Annotated in this window: 21 protein-coding genes and 2 tRNA genes; 14 read left to right on the forward strand and 9 right to left on the reverse strand. The window is 71.8% G+C overall.

What is annotated here, in order from left to right; translation table 11 throughout:
* The first annotated feature begins 109 nt into the window (after nucleotides 1-109).
* From dnaN to AC3YO9_RS04710, 9 genes are all read left to right on the forward strand, one after another.
* Nucleotides 110-1300 carry a DNA polymerase III subunit beta gene (gene dnaN, locus AC3YO9_RS04670; protein WP_127781558.1) on the forward strand — a complete coding sequence of 397 codons (1191 nt, stop codon included), beginning with the start codon at nucleotides 110-112 and terminating at the stop codon, nucleotides 1298-1300.
* The gene (gene gnd, locus AC3YO9_RS04675) at nucleotides 1297-2280 is read left to right on the forward strand and encodes a phosphogluconate dehydrogenase (NAD(+)-dependent, decarboxylating) (RefSeq protein ID WP_489982576.1); all 984 of its coding nucleotides are present in this window, start codon (nucleotides 1297-1299) and stop codon (nucleotides 2278-2280) included. The genes dnaN and gnd overlap by 4 nt, the downstream gene beginning before the upstream one ends.
* 1 nt (nucleotide 2281) lies before the next feature.
* On the forward strand, nucleotides 2282-3505 hold the full coding sequence (gene recF / locus AC3YO9_RS04680; protein WP_127781562.1) for a DNA replication/repair protein RecF: 1224 nt from the start codon (nucleotides 2282-2284) through the stop codon (nucleotides 3503-3505).
* The gene (locus AC3YO9_RS04685) at nucleotides 3492-4130 is read left to right on the forward strand and encodes a DciA family protein (protein WP_127781564.1); all 639 of its coding nucleotides are present in this window, start codon (nucleotides 3492-3494) and stop codon (nucleotides 4128-4130) included. The genes recF and AC3YO9_RS04685 overlap by 14 nt, the downstream gene beginning before the upstream one ends.
* Nucleotides 4131-4301: 171 nt before the next feature.
* Nucleotides 4302-6302, forward strand: a complete 2001-nt coding sequence (gene gyrB / locus AC3YO9_RS04690; RefSeq protein WP_489982291.1) for a DNA topoisomerase (ATP-hydrolyzing) subunit B — start codon at nucleotides 4302-4304, stop codon at nucleotides 6300-6302.
* A 132-nt stretch (nucleotides 6303-6434) separates the two neighbouring features.
* The gene (gene gyrA / locus AC3YO9_RS04695) at nucleotides 6435-8972 is read left to right on the forward strand and encodes a DNA gyrase subunit A (protein WP_127781568.1); all 2538 of its coding nucleotides are present in this window, start codon (nucleotides 6435-6437) and stop codon (nucleotides 8970-8972) included.
* Nucleotides 8969-9784 carry a DUF3566 domain-containing protein gene (locus AC3YO9_RS04700; RefSeq protein ID WP_489982292.1) on the forward strand — a complete coding sequence of 272 codons (816 nt, stop codon included), beginning with the start codon at nucleotides 8969-8971 and terminating at the stop codon, nucleotides 9782-9784. The genes gyrA and AC3YO9_RS04700 overlap by 4 nt, the downstream gene beginning before the upstream one ends.
* An 86-nt stretch (nucleotides 9785-9870) precedes the next feature.
* Nucleotides 9871-9944: transfer RNA gene (locus AC3YO9_RS04705), tRNA-Ile, on the forward strand.
* A gap of 215 nt (nucleotides 9945-10159) precedes the next feature.
* Nucleotides 10160-10235: transfer RNA gene (locus AC3YO9_RS04710), tRNA-Ala, on the forward strand.
* 71 nt (nucleotides 10236-10306) lie between these two features.
* Here AC3YO9_RS04710 and AC3YO9_RS04715 read toward each other — a convergent pair.
* Nucleotides 10307-10825, reverse strand: a complete 519-nt coding sequence (locus AC3YO9_RS04715) for a hypothetical protein (protein WP_127781570.1) — start codon at nucleotides 10823-10825, stop codon at nucleotides 10307-10309.
* A 141-nt stretch (nucleotides 10826-10966) separates the two neighbouring features.
* Between AC3YO9_RS04715 and AC3YO9_RS04720 the strand changes: the two genes are divergently transcribed.
* Both AC3YO9_RS04720 and AC3YO9_RS04725 read left to right on the forward strand, forming a co-directional pair.
* The gene (locus AC3YO9_RS04720) at nucleotides 10967-11518 is read left to right on the forward strand and encodes a peptidylprolyl isomerase (protein ID WP_489982293.1); all 552 of its coding nucleotides are present in this window, start codon (nucleotides 10967-10969) and stop codon (nucleotides 11516-11518) included.
* A 31-nt stretch (nucleotides 11519-11549) separates the two neighbouring features.
* Nucleotides 11550-12461, forward strand: a complete 912-nt coding sequence (locus AC3YO9_RS04725) for a rhomboid family intramembrane serine protease (protein ID WP_489982294.1) — start codon at nucleotides 11550-11552, stop codon at nucleotides 12459-12461.
* 6 nt (nucleotides 12462-12467) lie between these two features.
* On the opposite strand, the gene AC3YO9_RS04730 is transcribed toward AC3YO9_RS04725, so the two are convergent.
* A complete protein-coding gene (locus AC3YO9_RS04730; RefSeq protein WP_489982295.1) occupies nucleotides 12468-12956 on the reverse strand; it encodes a PH domain-containing protein in 489 nt (162 codons plus the stop codon).
* Between the two features lie 56 nt (nucleotides 12957-13012).
* Here AC3YO9_RS04730 and AC3YO9_RS04735 point away from each other — a divergent pair, with 56 nt between their 5' ends.
* A complete protein-coding gene (locus AC3YO9_RS04735) occupies nucleotides 13013-14182 on the forward strand; it encodes a thiolase family protein (RefSeq protein WP_127781577.1) in 1170 nt (389 codons plus the stop codon).
* A 177-nt stretch (nucleotides 14183-14359) separates the two neighbouring features.
* Here the strand turns inward: AC3YO9_RS04735 and crgA are convergent, their stop codons facing one another.
* Nucleotides 14360-14626 carry a cell division protein CrgA gene (crgA, locus tag AC3YO9_RS04740; RefSeq protein WP_127781579.1) on the reverse strand — a complete coding sequence of 89 codons (267 nt, stop codon included), beginning with the start codon at nucleotides 14624-14626 and terminating at the stop codon, nucleotides 14360-14362.
* A 102-nt stretch (nucleotides 14627-14728) separates the two neighbouring features.
* Here crgA and AC3YO9_RS04745 point away from each other — a divergent pair, with 102 nt between their 5' ends.
* Nucleotides 14729-15478 carry a DUF881 domain-containing protein gene (locus AC3YO9_RS04745; protein ID WP_489982296.1) on the forward strand — a complete coding sequence of 250 codons (750 nt, stop codon included), beginning with the start codon at nucleotides 14729-14731 and terminating at the stop codon, nucleotides 15476-15478.
* Nucleotides 15479-15514: 36 nt separating this feature from the next.
* Nucleotides 15515-16174, forward strand: a complete 660-nt coding sequence (locus tag AC3YO9_RS04750; RefSeq protein WP_489982297.1) for an aminodeoxychorismate/anthranilate synthase component II — start codon at nucleotides 15515-15517, stop codon at nucleotides 16172-16174.
* Between the two features lie 15 nt (nucleotides 16175-16189).
* Here AC3YO9_RS04750 and pknB read toward each other — a convergent pair whose 3' ends face one another.
* From pknB to AC3YO9_RS04780, 6 genes are read right to left on the reverse strand one after another with little or no spacing between them, the layout of a single operon-like run.
* A complete protein-coding gene (pknB, locus tag AC3YO9_RS04755) occupies nucleotides 16190-18190 on the reverse strand; it encodes a Stk1 family PASTA domain-containing Ser/Thr kinase (protein WP_489982298.1) in 2001 nt (666 codons plus the stop codon).
* Complete coding sequence (locus AC3YO9_RS04760; protein WP_489982299.1) at nucleotides 18187-19680, reverse strand: protein kinase domain-containing protein; 1494 nt, start codon at nucleotides 19678-19680, stop codon at nucleotides 18187-18189. The genes pknB and AC3YO9_RS04760 overlap by 4 nt, the downstream gene beginning before the upstream one ends.
* Nucleotides 19677-21158: a peptidoglycan D,D-transpeptidase FtsI family protein gene (locus AC3YO9_RS04765; protein WP_127781587.1), complete on the reverse strand. Its 1482-nt coding sequence runs from the start codon at nucleotides 21156-21158 to the stop codon at nucleotides 19677-19679. Before AC3YO9_RS04765 ends, AC3YO9_RS04760 begins: the two co-directional genes overlap by 4 nt.
* Nucleotides 21155-22600 carry an FtsW/RodA/SpoVE family cell cycle protein gene (locus AC3YO9_RS04770; protein WP_127781589.1) on the reverse strand — a complete coding sequence of 482 codons (1446 nt, stop codon included), beginning with the start codon at nucleotides 22598-22600 and terminating at the stop codon, nucleotides 21155-21157. Before AC3YO9_RS04770 ends, AC3YO9_RS04765 begins: the two co-directional genes overlap by 4 nt.
* On the reverse strand, nucleotides 22600-24054 hold the full coding sequence (locus tag AC3YO9_RS04775; protein ID WP_489982300.1) for a PP2C family protein-serine/threonine phosphatase: 1455 nt from the start codon (nucleotides 24052-24054) through the stop codon (nucleotides 22600-22602). The genes AC3YO9_RS04770 and AC3YO9_RS04775 overlap by 1 nt, the downstream gene beginning before the upstream one ends.
* A complete protein-coding gene (locus AC3YO9_RS04780; RefSeq protein WP_127781592.1) occupies nucleotides 24051-24515 on the reverse strand; it encodes an FHA domain-containing protein FhaB/FipA in 465 nt (154 codons plus the stop codon). Before AC3YO9_RS04780 ends, AC3YO9_RS04775 begins: the two co-directional genes overlap by 4 nt.
* Nucleotides 24516-24568: the final 53 nt, after the last annotated feature.

Raw genomic sequence — 24568 nt, forward strand, 5'->3', positions numbered from 1 at the left:
GTTGGGCGGCTGCCTCTGCGGGGTGCAGCAGTCCGGGCACACCAGGTGGGTGGGTCCGGAGCAGGAGCCAGATCGTGAGAGGGAGCCCGGAGAGCATGGAGTCCTACCGATGAAGTTCCGGGTGGCGCGGGATGAGTTCGCCGACGCAGTGGCCTGGGTGGCGCGCAGCCTTCCCTCGCGTCCACCGGTACCTGTCCTGGGCGGCGTGCTGCTGTCCACCGGCAGCGTCGAGGGTGCTGACGGCGCGGAGGCCGACGGGCTGACCGTCTCCGGCTTCGACTACGAGGTGTCGGCACAGGTGGGGGTCTCCGCCGAGGTGGCCGACGGCGGTCGCGTGCTGGTCTCCGGTCGGCTCCTGGCCGACATCACCCGTTCGCTGCCCAACCGGCCCGTCGACGTGACCGTCGACGGGAGCCGGGTGAACATCCTCTGCGGCAGCGCCCGCTTCTCGCTGCCGACCATGCCGGTCGAGGACTACCCGCAGATGCCATCGATGCCTGCGGGCACCGGATCGCTGCCGGCCGACGTCTTCGCCGAGGCCGTGGCCCAGGTGGCGGTGGCCGCCGGGCGCGACGACACCCTGCCGATGCTCACCGGCGTGCGGGTGGAGATCGAGGGGCCCCGCGTGGTCCTCGCCGCCACCGACCGGTTCCGGCTGGCCGTGCGCACCTTCGAGTGGAAGCCCGACGCCGATGAGGTGTCCCTGGCTGTGCTGGTGCCGGCGAAGACCCTGGCCGAGTCGGCGAAGACGCTGACCAGCGGTTCCGGCGAGGTGCAGCTGGCCCTGGGCACCACCGGCGCTGGCGGCGAGGGCCTGCTCGGCCTGGCCGGTGCCGGCCGGCGCACCACCACCCGGCTGCTCGACGCCGACTTCCCCAAGTTCCGCCAGCTCCTGCCCGCCGAGCACGCGGCAGTGGCCGACGTGGCCGTCGCTCCGCTGGTCGAGGCGATCAAGCGGGTCTCCCTGATGGCCGAGCGTGGCGCGCAGGTGCGGATGGAGTTCAGCGAGGAAGGCCTGCGCCTGACCGCCGGCGGGGACGACGAGGGCAAGGCCGAGGAGGAGCTGCCGGCCGAGTTCACCGGCGAGCCCCTGGTCATCGCGTTCAACCCCGGGTACCTGCTCGACGGCCTCTCGGTGCTGCACAGCGAGCGGGTGTCCATGGGATTCACCACCGCGAGCCGGCCCGCCGTGCTGCGGCCCACCGACCCGGACGCCCCCGCGCTCGAGGGTCCGGGCCCGTTCCCGGCGCCGGACAGCGAGTACACCTACCTGCTGATGCCGGTGCGGCTGCCGGGCTGACCCGGCACCCTGGACACCACCGCGGGCAGGAAGGCGCAGACATGGAGATCGGACTCATCGGGCTCGGCAAGATGGGCTTCAACATGCGCGAGCGGCTGCGGGGTGCGGGCATCGGCGTGGTGGGCTACGACCCTCGGCCGGAGGTCAGCGACGTCCCCACCCTGGCCGCGCTGGCCGAGGCGTTGCCCGCCCCCCGGGTGGTGTGGGTGATGGTGCCCTCCGGCGCCATCACCCGGGACACCATCACCGCCCTGGGGCAGGTGCTCTCCCCGGGTGACCTGGTGATCGACGGGGGCAACTCCCAGTACACCGACGACCAGCCGCACGCCGCCGAGCTGGGCCAGCTGGGCATCGGCTACCTCGACTGCGGGGTGTCCGGTGGAATCTGGGGACTGGAGAACGGCTACGGACTGATGGTCGGGGGCGACGTCGCGCACGTGGAGATGGCCATGCCGGTCTTCGACGCGCTGCGCCCGACCGGCCCGCGGGAGAACGGGTTCTCCCACGCCGGGCCGGTGGGTGCCGGGCACTACGCCAAGATGGTGCACAACGGCATCGAGTACGGACTGATGCAGGCCTACGCGGAGGGCTACGAGCTGCTCAAGGCCTCCCAGCTGGTGGAGAACGTCCCCGCAGTGCTGCAGGGCTGGTCGGAGGGGACGGTCGTGCGCTCCTGGCTGCTGGACCTGCTGGTCAGGGCGCTGCAGGAGGATCCCGGCCTGGACGCGATCTCTGGCTGGACCGCTGACTCCGGCGAGGGCCGCTGGACGGTGCTGGAGGCGATCGACCACGCCGTCCCGCTGCCGGTGATCTCGGCCGCGCTCTTCGCCCGCTTCGCCTCCCGGCAGGAGGAGTCCCCTGCGATGAAGGCGGTGTCCGCGCTGCGCAACCAGTTCGGCGGGCACGCCAGCCGCAGCTCCAGCTCCACCGGCCCCGATGCCCCCGGTTCCGCCCCCGGCACGCCGGGCAGCGCGGACTGAGGTGTACGTCCGTCACCTAGGAGTCACCGACTTCCGCTCCTGGAGCAGCGCGGAGCTGACTCTCACCCCAGGCGTCACCGTGCTGCTCGGCGCCAACGGCAACGGCAAGACCAACCTGGTGGAGGCGCTGGGCTACCTGGCCACCTTGTCCTCGCACCGGGTCTCCTCCGACGGGCCCCTGGTCCGCGCCGGCGCCGACCGGGCGATCGCCCGCGCCGCGGTGGTCAACCAGCAGCGTGAGCTGCTGGTCGAGGTGGAGATCACGCCCGGCAAGGCCAACCGCGCTCGGATCAACCGCTCTCCGGTCCGCCGCGCACGCGAGGTGCTGGGCATCCTGCGCACCGTGCTGTTCGCCCCGGAGGACCTGGCCCTGGTGCGGGGTGACCCGGGTGAGCGCCGCCGCTTCCTGGACGAGCTGATGGTGAGCCGAGCGCCCCGCCTGGCCGGGGTGCGGGCCGACTACGACCGGGTGCTGCGCCAGCGGTCGGCCCTGCTCAAGACCGCCGGGGCGGCGCTGCGCCGCAGCGGTTCCGCCGGTGACGCCGCCGCTACCCTGGACGTGTGGGACGGCCACCTCGCCGAGCTCGGGTCACAGCTGCTCGCCGGCCGGCTGGACCTGCTGACCGAGCTCGCCCCGCACGTCAGCGACTCCTACGCCGCGCTGGCCCCGGAGTCGCGGCCGGCGCGGCTGCACTACCGCAGCAGCCTGGGCGACGCCTTCCCCAGCCCGACGGCCGGGCCGGGCTACGGCGAGCCGGGCGCGGAGCGGGCGGACGCGGAGCTGCTCGAGGCGTGCCTGCTCAGCGAGCTGGCGCGAGTGCGCCGGTCAGAGATCGAGCGCGGGGTGTGCCTGGTGGGCCCGCACCGCGACGACGTGGACCTGCAGCTGGGCGCGCAACCGGCGAAGGGCTACGCCAGCCACGGCGAGTCGTGGTCCTACGCGCTGGCGCTGCGGCTGGGCAGCTTCTCCCTGCAGCGAACCGACGGCACCGACCCCGTGCTGGTGCTCGACGACGTGTTCGCCGAGCTGGACCGCCGCCGCCGCGCCGCGCTGGCGCACGTGGCCGCCGGCGCCGAGCAGGTGCTGATCACCGCGGCGGTGGGTGCGGACGTCCCCGCCGAGCTGGCAGGCACTCGCTACCGGGTGGATGCTGACGCCGGACGCGACGGCGCCACCCGCACCAGCACCATCGAGGTGGAGGAGGCAGCGCATGGGTCGACCTGAAGATGAGGGTTATCCCCCGGTTGTGGACAACACTGGGGACAACCTGTCGACAACTTCTCCCGGAGCCGCTGCGGGAGAGCCGGAGCAGCCGGCCGCGCCGGTGGAGGAGGGGCGCGGCGTGGACCTCGCGCGCCGCGCGCTGGAGGAGGCGCGGGCGCAGGCCAAGGAGCGCGGCGTGGGCATCCACGCCCGGCGCGTGCCGGTGCGTCGCGGCGGCATCAAGTCCGGATCCGCACGGCGTCGTCGCTGGTCAGGGCCGGGATCGGACGACCGCGACCCCCAGCTGCTGGGCCACCTCACCAACAAGCTGGTGCAGGCGCGCGGCTGGTCGGAGGAGGTCTCGGCCGGCTCGGTGCTCGGCCGGTGGGACAACCTGGTCGGGCCGGACATCGCCTCGCACGCCAAGCCGGTGTCGCTGCAGAACGGTGAGCTGACGGTCCAGGCGGAATCCACAGCCTGGGCCACCCAGCTGCGCACCATGCAGCGCCAGCTGCTGGCCACCATCGCCGCTGCGGTCGGTGACGGAGTGGTCACCCGGATCACCTTCCACGGCCCGAGCGCCCCCAGCTGGCGGCGCGGAGAGCGGCACGTGCGCGGCCGGGGCCCCAGAGACACCTACGGCTGACGCGCCCCCGCGGTGGGCGAACCGACCCTTGGAAGGGTGTGAAATGCCCTCCACGTGGCTCTGAGGGGTGTTGCAGGGCCAGTTTGGTCCGCCAGGGGCAGTAGACTGGTTAGGTACCACTTCTGGCTGACCACTCTGGCCGGCCCAGGCTTGAGGAGACACCGAAGACACGTGGCTGACAAGAATGCTTCCTACGGTGCGTCGTCCATCACCGTCCTCGAGGGTCTGGAGGCCGTCCGCAAGCGCCCGGGCATGTACATCGGCTCGACGGGCGAGCGCGGGCTCCACCACCTCATCTGGGAGGTTGTGGACAACTCCGTGGACGAGGCGATGGCCGGCTACGCCACCCGGGTGGACGTGACCCTGCTCGCCGACGGCGGCGTGCGCGTCACCGACGACGGACGCGGCATCCCGGTGGACATGCACCCGGTGGAGAAGCGTCCCACCATCGAGGTCGTGCTCACCGTGCTGCACGCCGGTGGAAAGTTCGACTCCGACTCATACGCGGTCTCCGGTGGTCTGCACGGCGTGGGTGTCAGCGTGGTGAACGCGCTGTCGCGGCGCCTGGAGGTGGACATCCACCGCGAGGGCAAGAACTTCACCCAGGAGTACCTGTACGCCAAGCCCGGTGAGCTGGTCGAGGTGGGCGCCTCCGACCGCACCGGCACCACCGTCACCTTCTGGGCCGACCCGGAGGTCTTCGAGGAGACCACCACCTACAGCTTCGAGACGGTCGCGCGCCGCCTGCAGGAGATGGCGTTCCTGAACAAGGGACTCACCATCACCCTCACCGACGAGCGCGTCACCCAGAACGAGGCCGAGGTGGACGCCGCGCCGGAGAGCGCCGCGCTGGACACCGCCGCGCCCAAGCCGGCGGCCGTGGTCAAGCGCACCTACCACTACCCCGGTGGGCTCGAGGACTACGTCGCGCACCTGAACAAGTCCAAGCAGCCCATCCACACGTCGATCGTCGGGTTCACCGCCAGCGGCACCGGCCACGAGGTCGAGGTGGCCATGCAGTGGAACTCCGGCTACTCCGAGTCGGTGCACACCTTCGCCAACACCATCAACACCATCGAGGGTGGCACGCACGAGGAGGGCTTCCGCTCCGCGCTGACCTCGGTGGTCAACCGCTACGCCAAGGAGAAGAAGCTCCTCAAGGAGAAGGACCCCAACCTCACCGGGGACGACATCCGCGAGGGCCTGGCGGCGATCATCAGCGTCCGGGTGGGCGAGCCGCAGTTCGAGGGTCAGACCAAGACCAAGCTGGGCAACACCGAGGTGCGCTCGTTCGTGCAGAAGACCTGCAACGAGCACCTGAACAGCTGGTTCGAGGAGCACCCCTCCGACGCCAAGATCATCATCAACAAGGCGATCTCCTCCTCGCACGCCCGGATGGCGGCCCGCAAGGCCCGCGAGCTGGTGCGCCGCAAGAGCGCCACCGACATCGGCGGGCTGCCCGGCAAGCTCAGCGACTGCCGCTCCAACGACCCGAGCCTGTCTGAGATCTACGTGGTGGAGGGTGACTCCGCCGGTGGCTCGGCCAAGTCCGGCCGCGACTCGATGTTCCAGGCGATCCTCCCGCTGCGCGGCAAGATCATCAACGTGGAGAAGGCCCGCATCGACCGGGTGCTGAAGAACACCGAGGTCCAGGCCATCATCACCGCCCTGGGCACCGGCATCCACGACGAGTTCGACCTGTCCAAGCTGCGCTACCACAAGATCATCCTGATGGCCGACGCCGACGTGGACGGTCAGCACATCTCCACCCTGCTGCTCACCCTGCTGTTCCGCTTCATGCGTCCGCTGGTGGAGCACGGTCACGTCTACCTGGCCGCCCCGCCGCTGTACAAGATCAAGTGGAGCAAGGGCAAGCCGGACTTCGTCTACTCCGACCGCGAGCGCGACGCGCTGCTCAAGGCGGGCGTGGAGACCGGTCGCAAGATCAACAAGGACGACGGCGTGCAGCGCTACAAGGGCCTCGGCGAGATGAACGCCAAGGAGCTGTGGGAGACCACCATGGACCCCGACCACCGCATCCTGCGCCAGGTGACGCTGGACGACGCCGCCACCGCGGACGAGCTGTTCAGCGTGCTCATGGGCGAGGACGTGGAGGCGCGGCGCAGCTTCATCACGCGCAACGCCAAGGACGTCCGGTTCCTGGATGTCTGACCCGCTGGCGGCCGCCCCCGGTCGCGCCACCCCCCGCTGCGGAGCCCGGCCCGTGCGCAGCGCCGACACCGCGGGCGCGAGCCACCTGAACACCCTGTCGGCACCCCACCAGAATCCCCGAAGGAGCACCACATGACCGACACGCCGCTGCCCCCCGAGGACGGCCCGGTCGGCATCGAGGGTGTCATCCGCGACCGGGTCGAGCCGGTCGACCTCCAGCAGGAGATGCAGCGCAGCTACATCGACTACGCCATGAGCGTGATCGTCGGCCGCGCCCTGCCGGAAGTTCGTGACGGACTCAAGCCGGTGCACCGCCGCGTGCTCTACGCGATGTACGACTCCGGCTTCCGTCCCGACCGTGGCTACGTGAAGTCCTCCCGCGTCGTCGGCGAGGTGATGGGCAACTACCACCCGCACGGTGACTCCTCGATCTACGACACCATGGTCCGTCTCGCCCAGCCCTGGTCGATGCGCTACCCGCTGATCGACGGCCAGGGCAACTTCGGCTCCGCCGGCAACGACCCCGCGGCGGCCATGCGGTACACCGAGTCGCGGCTGACCCCGCTGGCCATGGAGATGCTGCGCGACATCGACGAGGACACCGTCGAGTTCTCGCCCAACTACGACGGCCGCACCAGCGAGCCCGACGTGCTGCCCAGCCGGTTCCCGAACCTGCTGGTCAACGGCTCCGGCGGCATCGCGGTCGGCATGGCCACCAACATCCCGCCGCACAACCTGCGGGAGGTCGCCGACGCGGTGATCTGGGCGCTGGAGAACTACGAGGCCGACGAGGAGACCACCCTGGCGGCCTGCATGGAGCGGGTGAAGGGCCCCGACTTCCCCACCTCCGGACTGATCGTGGGCTCCGACGGCATCAACGAGGCCTACACCACCGGTCGCGGTTCCGTCCGGATGCGCGGCGTGGTCGAGGTGGAGGAGGACGCCCGCGGGCGCACCACCATCGTGGCCACCGAGCTGCCGTACCAGGTGAACCCCGACAACCTGGTCACCAGCATCGCCGAGCAGCTGCGGGACGGGAAGATCGCCGGGATCTCCGACATCCACGACGAGTCCTCCGACCGGGTGGGCATGCGCATCGTGCTCACCCTCAAGCGGGACGCCGTGGCCAAGGTGGTGCTGGCCAACCTCTACAAGCACACCCAGCTGCAGACCAGCTTCGGCTGCAACATGCTGTCCATCGTCGACGGGGTGCCGCGCACCCTGCGGCTGGACCAGATGATCCGGCTGTACGTCACCCACCAGCTCGACGTCATCGTGCGGCGCACCCGCTACCGGTTGCGCAAGGCCGAGGAGCGCGCCCACATCCTGCGCGGACTGGTCAAGGCGCTGGACGCCCTGGACGAGGTGATCGCCCTCATCCGGGCCTCCGCCTCCGCCGACGTCGCCCGCACCGGGCTGATGGAGCTGCTCGACGTCGACGAGCTGCAGGCCCAGGCCATCCTGGACATGCAGCTGCGCCGGCTGGCCGCCCTGGAGCGGCAGCGCATCATCGACGAGCTGGCCGAGATCGAGCGCACCATCGCCGACCTGCAGGACATCCTGGACCGGCCCGAGCGCCAGCGGCAGATCGTCCGTGACGAGCTCATGGAGATCGTGGACAAGTACGGCGACGACCGCCGCACGCGGATCGTGCCCGCCGACGGTGACGTGTCCATGGAGGACCTCATCGCCCGCGAGGACGTGGTGGTCACCATCACCGAGACCGGCTACGCCAAGCGCACCAAGACCGACCTGTACCGCGCCCAGAAGCGCGGTGGCAAGGGGGTGCAGGGCGCCGGGCTGCGCCAGGACGACATCGTGAGCAAGTTCTTCGTCTGCTCCACCCACGACTGGATCTTGTTCTTCACCACCAAGGGCCGGGTGTACCGCGCGAAGGCCTACGAGCTGCCCGAGGCCAACCGCACCGCGCGCGGACAGCACGTGGCCAACCTGCTGGCGTTCCAGCCGGACGAGAAGATCGCCCAGGTCATCCAGATCAAGGACTACCAGGTGATGCCGTACCTGGTGCTGGCCACCAAGGGCGGCCTGGTCAAGAAGACCCGGCTCAGCGACTTCGACTCCAACCGCTCCGGCGGCGTGGTGGCGATCAACCTGCGCGAGGGCGACGAGCTGGTGGGGGCCACGCTGTGCTCCGCCGAGGACGACCTGCTGCTGGTCTCCGCGCTCGGCCAGTCGATCCGCTTCTCCGCCACCGACGACGCGCTGCGACCGATGGGTCGGGCCACCTCCGGCGTGCTGGGCATGCGCTTCAACGGTGACGACGAGCTGCTGTCGCTGAACGTGGTCCGGGAGGGCACCTACCTGCTGGTGGCCACCGCCGGCGGCTACGCCAAGCGCACCCCGATGGACGACTACCCGGTGCAGGGTCGCGGCGGCAAGGGCGTGCTGACCATTCAGTACGACCGTCGCCGTGGCACTCTGGTCGGCGCACTCATCGTGGACATCGACGACGAGCTGTACGCCATCACCTCTGGCGGCGGGGTCATCCGGACCACCGCCAAGGAGGTGCGCAAGGCAGGTCGCCAGACCAAGGGCGTGCGGCTGATGAACCTCGGCGAGGGTGTCGAGCTGATCGCGATCGCCCGCAACGCGGACGAGGCGGGCCAGCCCGGCGACGACCAGCCCAACACCGTTAAGGAGCACTCATGAGCACTCCTCCCCGCCCCGGCGGGTCTGATCAGGGTGCCCCGCGGCCGGAGCAGCGCGGCGGTGAGCGTCCCGCCGCCCGGGGCGGCAACGGCTCCTCCGGTGGCGCCGGCGAGCCTCGGCGCTCCGAGCCGGCACCCTGGCAGCGCGGTGGCACCGGCCGGGGCGGCGCGCCGGGGCTGGACGCCCCCACCACGCAGATGAGGCGCCCGGACCTGTCCCAGGAGATGCCGGACCTCTCCTCGGTGCCCCGCACCAGCGGGGGCCGTTCACCGGCGGGCAACCCGGCGCCTGCCCGGCGCGGGGAGGCCCGGCCGGGCAACGGCCAGGGTGGCACCGCCCGCCCGGCCACCGACCCGCGGGCACGCGACCGGCGGCCGGCCGAGGGCGAGCGACGGGCCGAGGGCGAGCGGCGGGCCACGGCCACCGTGCAGCGCGGCCGCAAGGGTCCGCGCCGCGCGAGCCTGCAGGTCAAGCACTTCGACCCGTGGTCGGTGCTGAAGCTGTCGCTGGTGCTGTCCTTCGCGCTGTTCCTGGTGTGGATGGTGGCGGTGGGCGTGCTGTACCTGGTGCTGGACGGCATGGGCGTCTGGGACCGGCTGAACACCACCTTCACCGACTTCGTCTCGGTCAACGACCCCAACGCCGAGAGCTCACCGCTCATCGGGCCGGGCCGGGTGTTCGGCGTGGCCGCCATCGTCGGTGCGATCAACATCGTGCTGCTGACCGCACTGGCCACCATCAGCTCGTTCATCTACAACCTCACGTCCGACCTGGTCGGCGGCGTGGAGGTCACTCTCACCGAGCGCGACTGAGCGTCCGTGCGGCAGCGTTCCCGACCGCTGCCGTACGGGCGTTTTGGTACGACCCGGGCCGGTACGGTAACCTCGGTCCGGCATCGGGGCCTATAGCTCAGACGGTTAGAGCGCTTCCCTGATAAGGAAGAGGTCGGTGGTTCAAGTCCACCTAGGCCCACGAGATCCGTTGATCGAAGGAGTGTCAGTCGGCATGAGGATGCTCCTGGTCGCAGCCCTGGCCGCCGCGGCGGCCGGGTTCGCCCGGGCCCGAGCCCGGCAGCGCTCGACGGATCCATGGCACGAGGCGACCGAGCCGGCAGTGTCGGCGCAGCCGTCCTCGGGCAGGCACGCAGCACCAGAACCCCCCGCGGGAAGCTAGGCAGCAGCCCACCCGGGGACGTAGCTCAATTGGCAGAGCACTGCCTTTGCAAGGCAGGGGTTAGGGGTTCGATTCCCCTCGTCTCCACCAGCACAGGCCCCGTCCCCGCGTGATCGCGGAGGCGGGGCCTGTCCCATGTCCAGGGCTGGCTCGGTCCAGGGCTACTCGGTGGTGCGGCCCGCGCCCTCCGGAGCCCCGTTCGTGCCCGCGGGGGCGGCGCTGGGAGCAGTGGTGCCGTTCAGCGTCCGCACGCTCGGCGGGGCGTCTGCCGGCGGCGGCGCCACCGGCCGGCGGGAGGCCACCACGGCGGCGGCAGCGGCACCCCCGACGAGCAGCACGGCCACCAGCGGCCAGCGGCGTCGCTTCTTGGGCGGGTCGATGCGGCGGGCCAGGCCGGCGCGCACCTCGGCCACGTCCAGCAGCTCGGGCAGGCTCAGCTCCGGCAGGCTCACCCGGGCGACCAGCTCACGCCCGGCCTCCCCGGTCTGACGCAGGCGGCGCTCGGCCCGCTTGGCTGCCGCACCCTGGGCGGCCTTGACGGTCATCTTGGCCGCACCCAGACCGGCGACTGCGCCACTCTGGCTGAGCTTGACCGATCCACGGCGGGCGGCCCGCACGCCGGTGCCGACCACTCGGCCGGTCTCCTCGCCGAGCTTGGACAACACGGTCACCTCGTTCATCGTCACTCCTTCTCGCTGGTACCTGCCCAGCACAGGCTGGATCGCCTGAGTCCGGTGGGTCGCAGCCCATCCTGCCCGCCCCACGACAGCCAGGTCGGACGGGGCGCGACGTCGGATTGCCCAGGATGGCAGGATGGATTGGTGACTTCCTCAGAGAACAAGACCGCTGCCCCCGCCACCGCCACGGCGACGCTGCACACCAACCGCGGCGACATCCGCATCGCGCTGTTCGGCAACCACGCGCCCAAGACGGTCGCGAACTTCGTCGGGCTGGCCGACGGCAGCAAGGACTACTCGGAGAAGAACGCCCAGGGCGGGACCTCCGGGCCGTTCTACGACGGGTCGGTCTTCCACCGCATCATCGACAACTTCATGATCCAGGGCGGCGACCCCACGGGCACCGGCCGCGGCGGCCCGGGCTACCGCTTCGAGGACGAGTTCCACCCGGAGCTGCAGTTCGACCGCAAGTACCTGCTGGCCATGGCCAACGCCGGTCCGGGCACCAACGGCTCGCAGTTCTTCATCACCACGGCCCTGACCCCGCACCTCAACCGCAAGCACACCATCTTCGGCGAGGTCGTGGACGAGGAGTCCCGCAACGTCGTCGACGCCATCGGCACCACCGCCGTGGACCGCAGCGACCGTCCGGTCGAGCCCGTGGTCATCGAGCGCGTCACCGTCGAGCAGGTCTGACCGACGCACTGACACCTCTGGTCACGCTGCGATGAGCAACCCCGCCTGGGGTCCACCCGGTACCGGCGCCTTCGGGGCCCCTGGTGCCGGGGACGGTCCCCAGGCCTGCTTCCGCCACCCCGACCGGCCCACCGGACTGCGCTGCAGCCGGTGCGGCCGGTCGGCGTGCCCGGAGTGCCTGCGCGAGGCCCCGGTGGGCTTCCACTGCGTGGACTGCCTCGCCCAGGGGCAGCGGGACCAGCGCCAGGCGGCGACCGTGGCCGGAGCCCCACTGGCTGCCAGCGCGCCGGTGCTCACCTACGGGCTCATCGGCGTCAACGTGCTCTTCTTCCTGGTCACCGTGCTCGACGCCGGCGGCCAGGTGCTGGACAACAACCGCTCCACGATCTTTCGTGACTTGGCCCTGTGGCCCTACGGGGTGGCCCTCGGCGACTGGTGGCGGCTGCTGAGCAGCGGCTTCCTGCACTTCGGCCCGCTGCACCTGCTGGTCAACATGTTCGCCCTCTACGTCCTGGGCCGGGACCTGGAGGTGCTGCTGGGCCGGTGGCGCTTCGCTGCGGTGTACCTGGTGTCGCTGCTCGGGGGCTCCGCCGCGGTGATGCTCTTCGCCGACCCGCGCAGCCTCACCGCGGGGGCCTCCGGCGCCATCTTCGGCCTGATGGGTGGGCTGGTGGTGGTGCTGCTGCGCCTGCGCCGCAGCGTGTCCGCCGCCCTCGGCATCATCGCCATCAACGTGGTGATCGGGCTGAGCGTGCCGGGCATCTCCATGGCCGGACACCTGGGCGGGCTCGTGGTGGGCGCCGCCGCCACCGCGGCCCTGGTCTACGCCCCGCGGGGTCGCACCGTGCCGGTGCAGGTGTCGGCGCTGGCCGTGCTCAGCGTGGTCGCCCTCGCGGTGATCGTGGCACGCGTGCTGGCGCTGCGATCCCAGGCGGGGCTGTAGCCGGCGCTACGCCCCGGGGCCGTCGCCCCCAGACCCGTCGCCCCCAGACCCGTCGGCCCCGAACCGGTCGGGGCGATAGCCCTGCACCACCCACAGCACGTCCTCCGGGTCGGTGCCCAGCTCCGCCTTGGTGAGCAGCAGCAGCGACTCGCGGTCGTCCTGCTGGACGGTCAGCTCGAGCACCCCCACCCGTCGACCCAGCCGGTGGTGCTGCACCACCTCGCAGCCGCGCAGCTGGGTCCAGCCCACCCGGCGCGCGCCCCACGGTCCGCGGACGGTCAGTCCACCGGCATCCACCGCCAGCCGGGGACGCGACCGAGCCCCGGCGAGCGCGGTGAGCAGCAGCCCCGCCGCGGCCAGCCCGATCAGCAGCCGGCCGGCGGGCTCGTCGGCGGCCACCGCCACCACCGCCAGCACCGCGCCTCCCACCGCCGCGTAGATCAGGGCGGCCGGCTTGGGGCCCCACGCCTGCGTTGTAGCGCCATAGTCGGACATGCCCTCTAGCATCGCTGATGAGGCACAACCATCCGATTGAAGGGCTGGAAACAACGATGCGTGACGCAGTCATCTGTGCGGCAGTGCGTACTCCGGTGGGCAAGCGTGGCGGGGGGCTCAGCGGGGTGCACGCGGTGGACCTCTCGGCCCACGCACTGAAGGCCCTGGTCGAGCGGACCGGCATCGATCCGTCCGTGATCGACGACGTGCACTGGGGCTGCGTGTCGCAGGCCGGGGAGCAGGCCGGCAACATCGGGCGCAACGCCGTGCTCGCGGCCGGCTGGCCGGAGTCCATCCCCGGCTTCACCCTGGACCGCCAGTGCGGCTCGTCCCAGCAGACCTTGCACACCGCGGCCGCGTCGGTGGTCTCCGGGCAGCAGGACGTGGTGATCGCCGGTGGCGTCGAGGTGATGTCCCGGGTCCCGATGGGCAGCAACGTCGGCACCGGGGCCGGGTTCCCCTTCGGCTCGGCCCGCACCCGGTACGAGAGCCAGCTGCAGGGTGAGGGCTTCAACGGCATGTTCAACCAGGGCGTCGGCGCCGAGCTGATGGCCCGGCAGTGGGGCCTGTCCCGCACCGCGGTGGACGAGTTCGCCGTGCGCTCGCACGAGCTGGCCGCCGCCGCGCAGGACGACGGCGCGTTCCTGGAGGAGATCGCCCCGATCACCGTGGACGGCACCGTCGTCTCGCAGGACGAGGGCATCCGCCGGGGGTCGTCGGTGGAGACCCTGGCCAAGCTGAAGACCCCGTTCCTGCCGGACGGCGTCATCACCGCGGGCAACGCCTCGCAGATCTCCGACGGCGCCGCGGCACTGCTGGTGACCACCAGCGAGAAGGCCGCCGAGCTGGGGCTGACCCCGCTAGCCCGCGTGCACGCCACCGCCGTGGTCGGCTCCGACCCGGTGATGATGCTGTCCGGTCCCATCCCCGCCACCGCCGCGGTGCTGAAGAAGTCGGGCCTGAGCATCGACGACATCGACACCTTCGAGGTGAACGAGGCCTTCGCGTCCGTGCCCATGGCGTGGCTGGCCGAGACGGGCGCCAAGGCCGACCGGCTCAACCCCTGCGGCGGCGCGATCGCGCTGGGCCACCCGCTCGGCGGTTCTGGTGCCCGCCTGATGACCACGATGGTGAGCTACCTGCAGCGCACCGGCGGCCGCTACGGCCTGCAGACGATGTGCGAGGGCGGCGGCATGGCCAACGCGACCATCATCGAGCGGCTCTGACGAGCTGTGCACAACCGGGGACAGAAGTTGTCCACAGGAGTTGTGCACACTGGGGATGAAATAACACCGTTGTGATTGCTTGGGCGCTCCGCGGTATCGACCCTGGTCAGCAGGCCGGGATCGGTACCGCGGGCGACTGGGCGCTCAGCGGGGCGCAGCCGCCCCTGTGCGCGGAGGTCAGCGCCAGCGCATGGTCATCAACAGGCCAACGACCATGAGGCCGAAGCCGATCGCGAAGTTCCACGACCCCAGCTCGCTCATCCAGCTGATCTTGTCCACGGCCAGGTAGTTGACCACCAGCCAGATCAGGCCGAGCAGCATCAGGCCCAGCATCACCGTGACGTAGATCGGGTTGGACGGTCCGGCGTTGACCTTCACCGGCGTGCGCCGGGTGGAGCTGGCGCCGATGGGGGCTGACTTCTTGCGGACCTTCGACTTTGGCATGGTGTCCTCGGCTTGGTGGCGGGTCTGGCGTCTCGGCTTTCCACGCTAACGTAGCGGGCGGCCAACGGGGCCGCGGCGAGCGGCGATCTACCAAGTCATGGGGTGGTTGTGGACGCTCGGCAACGCCCCCGGCTCTGGCGGGTGGCCGTGCCGCTGGTGTGCCTGCTCGCCGGCCTGCTGCTGTCCACCACGCGGGAGGCCGCCCAGGGCGGTGAGCTGCGTGGCACCGGTGCCACCCGGCTGTCCGACCTGGTCCGCGGCGCCCAGCAGGACGTGGCCGCCGCAGAGGTCACCCGTACCCGGCTGCGGCTGCAGGCGGAGCAGCTGCAGCAGCGCGCCGCCGCCTCCGACGACGCGGTGGCCGCCGCGCTCGCCGACGTCGCCGCGCTGCAGCCCGGCGCCGGGCTCAGCGCCGTCACCGGGCCCGGTCTCACCGTCACCCTCACCGACGCGTCCCGCACCGCCACCGGCTCCTACGCCGCCGACGCCCAGCCCGACGACCTGGTGGTGCACCAGCAGGACCTGCAGAGCGTGCTCAACGCGCTGTGGGCCGGCGGGGCCGAGGCGGTGATGGTCCAGGACCAGCGGGTGGTGAGCACCTCGGCGCCCCGCTGCGTCGGCAACACCCTGCTGCTGCACGGGCGCACCTACAGCCCGCCCTACACCGTCTCCGCCATCGGCGACGCCGACCGCCTGCAGGACGCCCTGGCCGCCGAGCGGGGCGTGGTGATCTACAAGCAGTACGTCGCCCGCTTCGGCCTGGGGTACAAGGTGCAGGCCCGCGACACGCTGTCCCTGCCCGCCTACGAGGGCTCCGTCGCGCTGACCTCGGCCGTCGTCGTCCCCCGGTAGGAACCGCCGCGGGCAGTCGCTGAGTACCCTCAGTGCATGCGAATTTTGGTTGTCGACAACTACGACAGCTTTGTGTTCAACCTGGTGCAGTACCTGGGGCAGCTCGGCGTGCACGCCACGGTGGTGCGCAACGACGACCCGGTGCTCGACGACATCGCGGACTTCGACGGCGTGCTGCTGAGCCCGGGGCCGGGCACACCGGAGCGGGCGGGCCGGAGCATGGAGCTGGTGCACAGCTGCGCCGCCTCCCGCACCCCGCTGTTCGGGGTGTGCCTGGGCCACCAGGCCATCGGCGCCAGCTTCGGTGCCACCGTGGAGCGGGCCCCGGAGCTGCTGCACGGCAAGACCAGCATCGTGGAGCACCAGGGTGCGGGGATCTTGGCGGGGTTGCCGACGCCGTTCGTCGCCACCCGGTACCACTCGCTGACCGTGCGCCCGGACACCGTGCCGGCCGAGCTGGAGGTGACCGCGCGCACCGCCAACGGCATCATCATGGCGCTGCGCCACCGCGAGCTGCCCATCGAGGGCGTGCAGTTCCACCCCGAGTCGGTGCTCACCCAGGGTGGGCACCGGCTGCTGGCCAACTGGCTGCGCCGGTGCGGGTTCCCGGTGGAGGAGTCACTGGTGGCCCAGCTCGAGCAGGACATGCGCGACAGCCTCGGGGACCTCTCCGAGCTCAGCCCCGCGGCGGTCTAGGCCTCAGGTAACCGCTCAGGGCACACAGCCGAGCGGCAGGGCGATGCCCGGCACCGGGCACCTGATGGGTGCCACCTCGGGCGGCGCGGTCGGCGCTGGGGGCGTGGTGGTGGGGGCCTGGAAGCGGCCCACCGTGATGGCGATCGGCGTGGTCGTGTCGATGTCGGTGCCGGCAGTGATGCTCTGCCCCTGCACCAGGCCCTGCTGAGACTGGTCGGTCACCGCCACCGCGGTGGAGGACAGCCCCGCAGAACCGCCCTTCCAGCCCGCCGCCTCCAGGGAGGCCTGCGCAGCGGCGGTGGTGATGCCCACCAGGTCCGGCATGGCCACCCGGTTGCCCCGGGAGACGCTCAGCGTCACCGTCGATCCCTGGGCCACCGAGCCACCGGCCGCGGGCTGCTGGGCGACGACCTTGCCCTGGGGGGCGGAGGAGTCGACGTTCTCCACCCGGCTGGCGAACTGCAGCTGCTTGAGGTTGCCCTGCGCCGACCCCACGTCCAGGCCCACCACCTGCGGGACGGGCACCAGCTGCGGTCCGCTGCCCAGCACCAGGGCGACGGTGCCGTTGGCGTTGGTCTGCGTGCCCGACCGGGGGTTGCTGTCCACCACCTTGTCCAGCAGCTGGGCGCTGGAGACAGCCCGGCCCGGGTTGGGTGCGACGGTGAAGCCGGCGTTGGTGAGCGCCGCGGTGGCCTCCGGCAGCGACAACCCGTTGACCTGCGGCACCGTGGCCTGCGGCGGACCGGAGGACACCCGCAGGATGATCACCGACCCCTTCTCCTGCGAGCTGCCCACCGGGGGCGCGCTGTCCACCACCGAGTTCTTCTCCACCGTGGCGGAGGTGATGAACTCGCGCTTGGCGCTGAACCCGGCGCTGCTGAGCATGGTCTCGGCCACGGCCAGCGGCTGGTTGCGCACGTCCGGCACGGTGGTCTTCACCGGCCCGCTCTGGTAGGCGAAGGCGAACACCCCGACCAGCGCGAGCACGGCCACCAGCGCCACGGCGAGGGCGACCAGCAGCCCCTTGCGCCGACGCTGGTCGTGGTGCGCGCCGTTGTCGTCCAGCCGCAGGTCCTCCTCGGCCCGGGCCCGGCGCGAGGCCGCGCTCAGCGCACCGGTGGGCCCGAGGATGGTGTCGCGCTCGGCGTCGGTCATCACCGAGGGGGCCGTCGGCCGGTTGCCGCCGAGCACCCGCACCAGGTCGCCACGCATCTCCCCGGCGCTCTGGTAGCGGTTGGCCGGGTTCTTGCTCATCGCCTTGAGGACGATGGAGTCCAGGGTGGCCGGCACGTTGGCGTGCACGGTGGACGGCGGGCGCGGGTCCTCGCGGACGTGCTGCACGGCCACGGCCACCGGGGAGTCACCGGTGAAGGGCGGTTCGCCGGTGATCAGCTCGTAGAGCACGCAGCCTGCGGCGTAGACGTCGGAGCGGGCGTCCACGTGGTCGCCGCGGGCCTGCTCGGGCGAGAGGTACTGCGCGGTGCCGATCACGGCGGCGGTCTGGGTCATCGTGGAGGCGCCGTCGGCGATGGCGCGGGCGATGCCGAAGTCCATCACCTTCACCGCGCCGGCCCGGTCGATCATCACGTTGGCGGGCTTGACGTCGCGGTGGATGATCCCGTGGCGGTGGGAGAAGTCCAGCGCCGCACAGACGTCAGCCATGATCTCCATGGCCCGACGGGGAGACAGCGGTCCCTCCGCGCGCAGCAGGTCGCGCAGGGTCTCCCCGTCGACGTACTCCATCACGATGTAGGGCAGCGGGCCCTCGTCGGTGTGCGCCTCACCGGTGTCGTACACCGCCACGATGGCCGGGTGGTTCAGCGCTGCGGCGTTCTGGGCCTCACGGCGGAAGCGCAGGTAGAAGGAGGGCTCGCGGGCCAGGTCGGCACGCAGCACCTTCACCGCGACGTCGCGGTGCAGCCGCAGGTCCACCCCGCGGTGCACCTCGGACATGCCGCCGAAGCCGAGCGTCTCCCCCAGCTCGTAGCGGTCGGAGAGCCTGCGTGGGGTGCTCATCCCGTCGTTGCTCCTGGTGCGCCACCGGAAGTGGCCGTGGGGGTGGGTGTGCCGGTGGCGCCGGCGCTTCCGGTGGACCCGTTGCTGGTGGGCGCGGTACCGCCGGTGGTGCCCCGCCCGCCGGTGGCGCTGGGCACGGTCGGGGCGGGCGCGCTGGTGGTGGTGGGGGGCACAGTCGCCGTGGTGGTGCGCTGCGTCGTGGTCGGCGGCGCAGCCGTGGTGGTGGTGGGCGCCGGCGGCGGGGTGGTCGTGGTGGGCTCCTCGGTGGTGCTGGGAGCCTCGGTCGTGGTGGTCGCGCGGGTGGTGCTGGGCGCCCGCGTGGTGGTGGGGACCTGGGTGGTCGCGCTCGGTGCGGGCGCCTGGGTGGTGGTGGGCACCGGCACGCTGGGCGGGCCGTCGTCGTCACCGCCGGCAGAGCTGAGCAGCGCCCAGCCCCCCACGCCGAGCAGGGCGACCACCAGCACGGCGAGGATGGCCAGCAGCCCCTTGTTGGCGCTGGCGCGCTGCTGCTGGGCGACCGGGGAGTAGTCGGTGGCCTGCGTCGCCCCGGTCGGAGCCGCCGGTGGCACGGGAGAGGCAGCCATCCGCTGCGTGCGCGGGGGCGGAGCCGGCAGCGGTGGGGTCGCGGCCCCGGCCGGTCGCGCAGGGGAGCGCCCGGCCCGCACCGCGGCGATGGCGTCGGCGAACTGCCCCCCGGTGGCGTAGCGCTGCTGGGGGTCCTTGGCCATCGCCGACTCCAGCAGCACCCGGATGGTGGCCGGCACGTGCGGCGGCAGTGCGGGCGGCTGGTCGCGGACGTGCATCATCGCCACCGACAGCGGGTTGTCGCCGGTGAACGGGCGGCTGCCGGAGACCGCCTCGTGGCCCACCACGCCCAGGGCGTAGATGTCGCTGGCCGGGGTGGCCTCCTTCCCGAGCGCCTGCTCGGGGGCGATGTACTGCGCGGTGCCCACCACCATGCCGGTGCGGGTGACCGGGGCGGCGTCGGTGGCCTTGGCGATGCCGAAGTCGGTGATCTTCACCTGGCCGGTGGGCGTGATGAGGATGTTGCCGGGCTTGACGTCGCGGTGCACGATGCCACGGTTGTGCGCCGCAGCCAGGGCGCGGGCCGTCTGCTCCAGCATGTCCAGCGCCTGCTCGAGGTCCAGGGCACCCTCGCGGGCCAGCACGGCCGAGAGCGGCTCCCCGTCGACCAGCTCCATCACCAGGTAGGCGGTGTGGCGCTGGCCGTCGTCGAGGGTGGCTGTCTCGCCGTAGTCGTACACCCCGGCGATGCCCGGGTGGTTCAGCGCCGCGGCGGTGCGCGCCTCCACCCGGAAGCGGTCGACGAACTCGGAGTCGGCGGAGAACTCCGGCTTGAGCACCTTCACGGCGACGCGGCGGTTGAGCCGGGTGTCGATGGCCTCCCACACCTCGCCCATCCCGCCGACGGCGATCAGGCCGGACAGTCGGTAGCGGTCGGCGAGGACGGCGCCTGCACTCAGGCTCATCGGGGAACTCCTTGCAAGGCTGCGGCGATCACGGCTCGGCCGACTGGGGCGGCCACCGACGACCCGAGGGCGGCCAGCCCACGGTTGCCGCCGTTCTCCACCAGCACCGCCACAGCGACCTGCGGGTCCTTGGCGGGGGCGAACGCGATGTACCAGGTGTGCGGTGGGGTGTTCTTGGGATCGGCGCCGTGCTCGGCGGTTCCCGTCTTGGACGCGATCTGCACCCCGTTGATCTCGCCGCCGCTGCCCGCGCGGGCCTCGGCGCCGACCATCAGCTGGGTGAGGGTGGCTGCGGTCTGGGGGGACATGGCCCGGTCCAGCGCCTTGGGGGAGGTGGCGTCACCGAGGGGGGACAGGTCCGGCCCCTGCAGGCTCTGCACCAGGTAGGGCTGCATGCGCACACCGCCGTTGGCCACGGTGGCGGCGATGACGGCGTTCTCCAGCGGGGTCACCCGCACGTCGCGCTGGCCGATGGCGCTCTGCGCGAGGGCGGCGTCGTCGTCGATCGGCCCCAGCTCGGAGGTGGCCACCGGCAGCGGGATGTCCTGGGCGGGGGTGCCGATGCCCAGCGCCCGGGCCTGCGCCCGCAGGGCCGCGTCACCCTCCGCCACGCCGAGCTCGGCGAAGGCGGTGTTGCAGGACCGGGCGAAGGCCTCGGCGAAGGTGACCGTGGCGCCCGTGCCGCAGGTGGTGCCGTTGTAGTTCTCCAGCGTGGTGGTGGTGCCCGGCAGGGTGACCCGCGGGGCGGCGGTCACCTGGCTGTTCGGGGTGATCTTCCCCTCGCCGAGGGCGGCCGCCGTGGTCACCACCTTGAAGGTGGAGCCGGGCGGGTAGGTCTCCGAGGTGGCCCGGTTGGTCAGCGGCGAGGCGGGGTCGTCCTGCAGCGCCGCCCACGCCTGCTGCCGGACGTTCGCGTCGTGGCTGGCCAGCGCGTTCGGGTCGTAGCTGGGGGTGCTGACCATGGCCAGGATCTCCCCGGTCTTGGGCCGGATGGCCACCACCGAGCCGGTGTAGCCGCGGGAGGTGAGCTGGTCGTAGGCGGTCTGCTGCACCCGGGGGTCGATGGTCAGGTTGACGTTGCCCCCGCGCGGGTCGCGCCCGGAGATCAGGTCGAACAGTCGGCGGCCGAACAGGCGGTCGTCGGAGCCGTTGAGCACCGAGTCCTCGGCCCGCTCGATGCCGGTGGTGGCGTACTGGATGGAGTAGTAGCCGGTGATGGGGGCGTACACCCGCGGGTTGGTCGGGTACTGGCGCAGGAACTTGAACCGGTCGGAGGTGGCCTCCGACGACGCGAGCACCTGGCCACCGGTGGAGATCTGCCCGCGCTGGCGGGAGTACTCGTCCAGCAGCACCCGCTGGTTGCGCGGGTCGGCGCGCAGGCTGTCGGCCTGGAACACCTGGATGTAGGTGATGTTGCACAGCAGCGCCACGATCAGCACCATCACGGCGAACGCCACCCGACGAAGTGGTTTGTTCACGGGCGCTTCACCATCTGCGTCGGGGCGTCCGCGATGGGAGTGGACGGAGTCGTGCGCGGGCGACGGGGCTGCGCCGGGCGGCGGGCAGCGTCAGAGATGCGGAGCAGGATGGCCACCAGGATGTAGTTGGCGAGCAGGGACGATCCCCCGTAGGACACGAACGGCGTGGTCAGGCCGGTGAGCGGGATGAGCTTGGTGACGCCACCGACGACGACGAAGACCTGCCAGGCGAGGGTGAACGCCAGCCCGCCGGCCAGCAGCTTGCCGAAGGTGTCGCGGACGGCGATCGCCGTGCGCATGCCTCGGATGACCAGCACCGTGAAGACCATGAGCACCGCGCCGACACCGATGAGGCCCAGCTCCTCGCCGATGGCGGCGACGATGAAGTCGGTCTTGGCGAACGGCACGGTCTCCGGGCGCCCAGCGCCCAGCCCGGTGCCCCCCACCCCGCCGGTGCCCAGGCCGAACAGCGACTGGGAGATCTGGTAGCCGCCGGTGTCGTAGGTCTCGTAGGGGTCCAGCCAGGTCTGCACCCGCACCTGGACGTGGGAGAACAGGTGGTAGGCCACGAAGCAGCCGGCCAGGAACAGCCCGCCACCGATGAGCAGCCAGCTCACCCGCTCGGTGGCCATGTACAGCATCACCAGCAGCGTGCCGAAGATGAGCAGCGCGAACCCAAGGTCCTTGTTGAACACCACCACCGCGATGGACACGCCCCACGCCAGCAGCATCGGTGCCAGGTCGCGGGCTCGGGGCAGGTCCATCCCCAGCACGTGCTTGCCGGCGGTGTCGAACAGGTCGCGCTTGGCCACCAGGAACGCCGCCGTGAAGATCAGCAGCAGGATCTTGGCGAACTCGCCGGGCTGGATGGAGAAGCCGAACAGCAGGATCCAGCTCTTGCCGCCGTTGACCTCGCTGAAGCGGGCCGGCAGCACCGCCGGGGTGATCAGCAGCACCAGGCCGAGCAGGCCGAAGGTGTAGCCGTAGCGGGCCAGGCTGCGGTGGTCGCGGACGAACCACAGCAGGGCCAGGAACAGGGCCAGGCCCAGCGTGGTCCACAGCAGCTGACCGGGAGCGTCTGCGCCGGGAACCACTCGCCCGGCCTGCGACGCCGTGGCGGCTCCCGCCAGGTCGATGCGGTGGATCATCACCAGGCCCAGGCCGTTGAGCAGCGCCACGCACGGCAGGATCAGCGGGTCGGCGTAGGTCGCCCAGCGCCGCACGGCCAGGTGCGCCAGGGCGAAGATCCCCAGGTAGGCGCCGCCGACCACGAGCAGGTCGCTGGAGAGCGTCTGGTCCTGGTTGGCCTCGACCAGGACCAGGGCGGAGGTGGTGATGACCGCGGCGAAGGCGAGCATCAGCAGCTCGGCCCCGCGGCGCGGGCGCGCCTCGGGGCTGACGGAGAGACCGGCGGGCGGGCTGGCCGGGCCGTTGCTGGGCATCAGCCCGCGCCCCGGCAGTCCTGGCCCGCGACGGGGCTGGGCACGGGCAGGTCGGTGCCCCGCGGCTCGTTGCCTGCGGTCGCCCCGGGGTCCAGCGGGCTCGGGCTCGGGGTGGTGGGGGCCGGCGCAGTGGATTGCGGAGTGGGGGACGGCTGCCCGGACGGGGCCGCGGGCACCGGCGATGCTGCGGCCTCCTCGCCGCACAGCGGCAGCAGCTCGGTGCGCACCAGCTGGTTGATCTGCTGGCGGGCCTGGTCCAGGGTGCCGTCGGGCAGGCCCGCGCTCACCTGGGAGCGGGCCGAGGGCCGCAGGTCGGTCAGGCGCAGCGCGGTGCAGCCGTCGCCGGCGGCGGGATCGGACAGGCGCAGCTCACCGCTGGTGTCCAGGCAGGCCTGCTCGGCGACACCCTGCAGGTTGACCCCGAGGATGCTGCCGCTGACGCCGCGGAACACCGCGACCTTGTCGTCGCGCACGCCCACGTAGTAGTTGGACTGGATGAGGGCGCGCCCCACCAGGGTGGCGATCACCAGCAGCACCAGCAGCACCAGCAGGGCGACCAGCCGGCGCCACAGCCGCTTGCGGGGCTTGCCGGCCGGCTCCGGGGGCGGCCCGACCTGCTGGGGCCCCACCCGTGCCGGGTTGACCGCGGCCGCACGGCCGGCGGCGGTGTTGGGGGTGTCCTGGACCTCGTCGATCCCGGAGACCGCCCCGGCCACGATCGGGCGGTCCTCGCCGTACTCGACGTCCACCACGTCGGCGACGATCACGGTGATGTTGTCCGGGCCGCCGCTGCGCAGGGCCAGGTCGATCAGCCGGTCGGCGCAGTCCTCGGGATCGGGAATCTGGAGCGTGTCCTTGAGCGTCTCGTCGCTGACCGGGCCGGTGAGGCCGTCGGAGCAGAGCAGGTAGCGGTCGTGGGCGCGCGCCTCGCGGATGGTGAGGCTGGGCTCGACGTCGCTGCCGGTGAGCGCCTGCAGCAGCAGGGAGCGCTGCGGGTGGTTGGCCGCCTCGTCGGCGGTGAGCCGGCCCTCGTCCACCAGTGACTGCACGAAGCTGTCGTCGTGGGTGATCTGGGTGAGCACGTCGTCGCGGAGCAGGTAGGCGCGGGAGTCGCCGACGTGCACCATGCCCAGCCGCTTGCCGGAGAACAGCATCGCGGTGAGGGTGGTGCCCATGCCGTCCAGCTCGGGCTCGTTGGCCACCAGGTCGGTGATGGCGTCGTTGCCGGCGTGGGTGGCGTTCTCCAGCTGCAGCAGCAGGTCCTGGCGGGGGTCCTCGTCGTCCAACGGGGCCAGCGCGGCGATGACGATCTTGGACGCCACCTCACCAGCGGCGTGACCGCCCATCCCGTCGGCCACCGCCAGCAGCCGGGGACCGGCGTAGACGGAGTCCTGGTTGTTCGACCGGACCAATCCCCTGTCGCTGCGAGCCGCGTATCGCAGAACCAGGGTCATGGGCGCAGCTCGATCACGGTCTTGCCGATGCGCACCGAGGTGCCCAGCGGCACCCGTACCGGTGAGGTCACCTTGTCCCGGTCGAGGTAGGTGCCGTTGGTGGAGCCGAGGTCCTCGACGTACCAGTCCGTCCCGCGCGGGGAGAGCTTGGCGTGACGGGTGGAGGCGTAGTCGTCGGTGAGCACCAGCGTGGAGTCGTCGGCCCGGCCCAGCAGCACCGGCTGGGTGCCCAGGGTGATGCGGGTGCCGGCCAGCGCGCCGTGGGTGACCACCAGCTGGCGGGCGACCTTCGGGTTGCGCCGGGACTGCCGCGGGCGTGTGCTGGTCTGGCTGGGCAGCGCCACCCGCAGCCCGGACGCGGCGTAGAGGTCGGTGCGCAGCACCCGCAGTGCCGCGAACACGAACAGCCACAGCAGGATCAGGAAGCCGCCGCGGGTGAGCTGGAGGATCAGTCCCTGCACGGTTGCGAGCACCTCCCTCGTGGTTGTCCGGTGGCTGTTGCAGTGTGGCACCG

This window comes from Rhodococcus sp. Z6_132 (assembly GCF_058133635.1).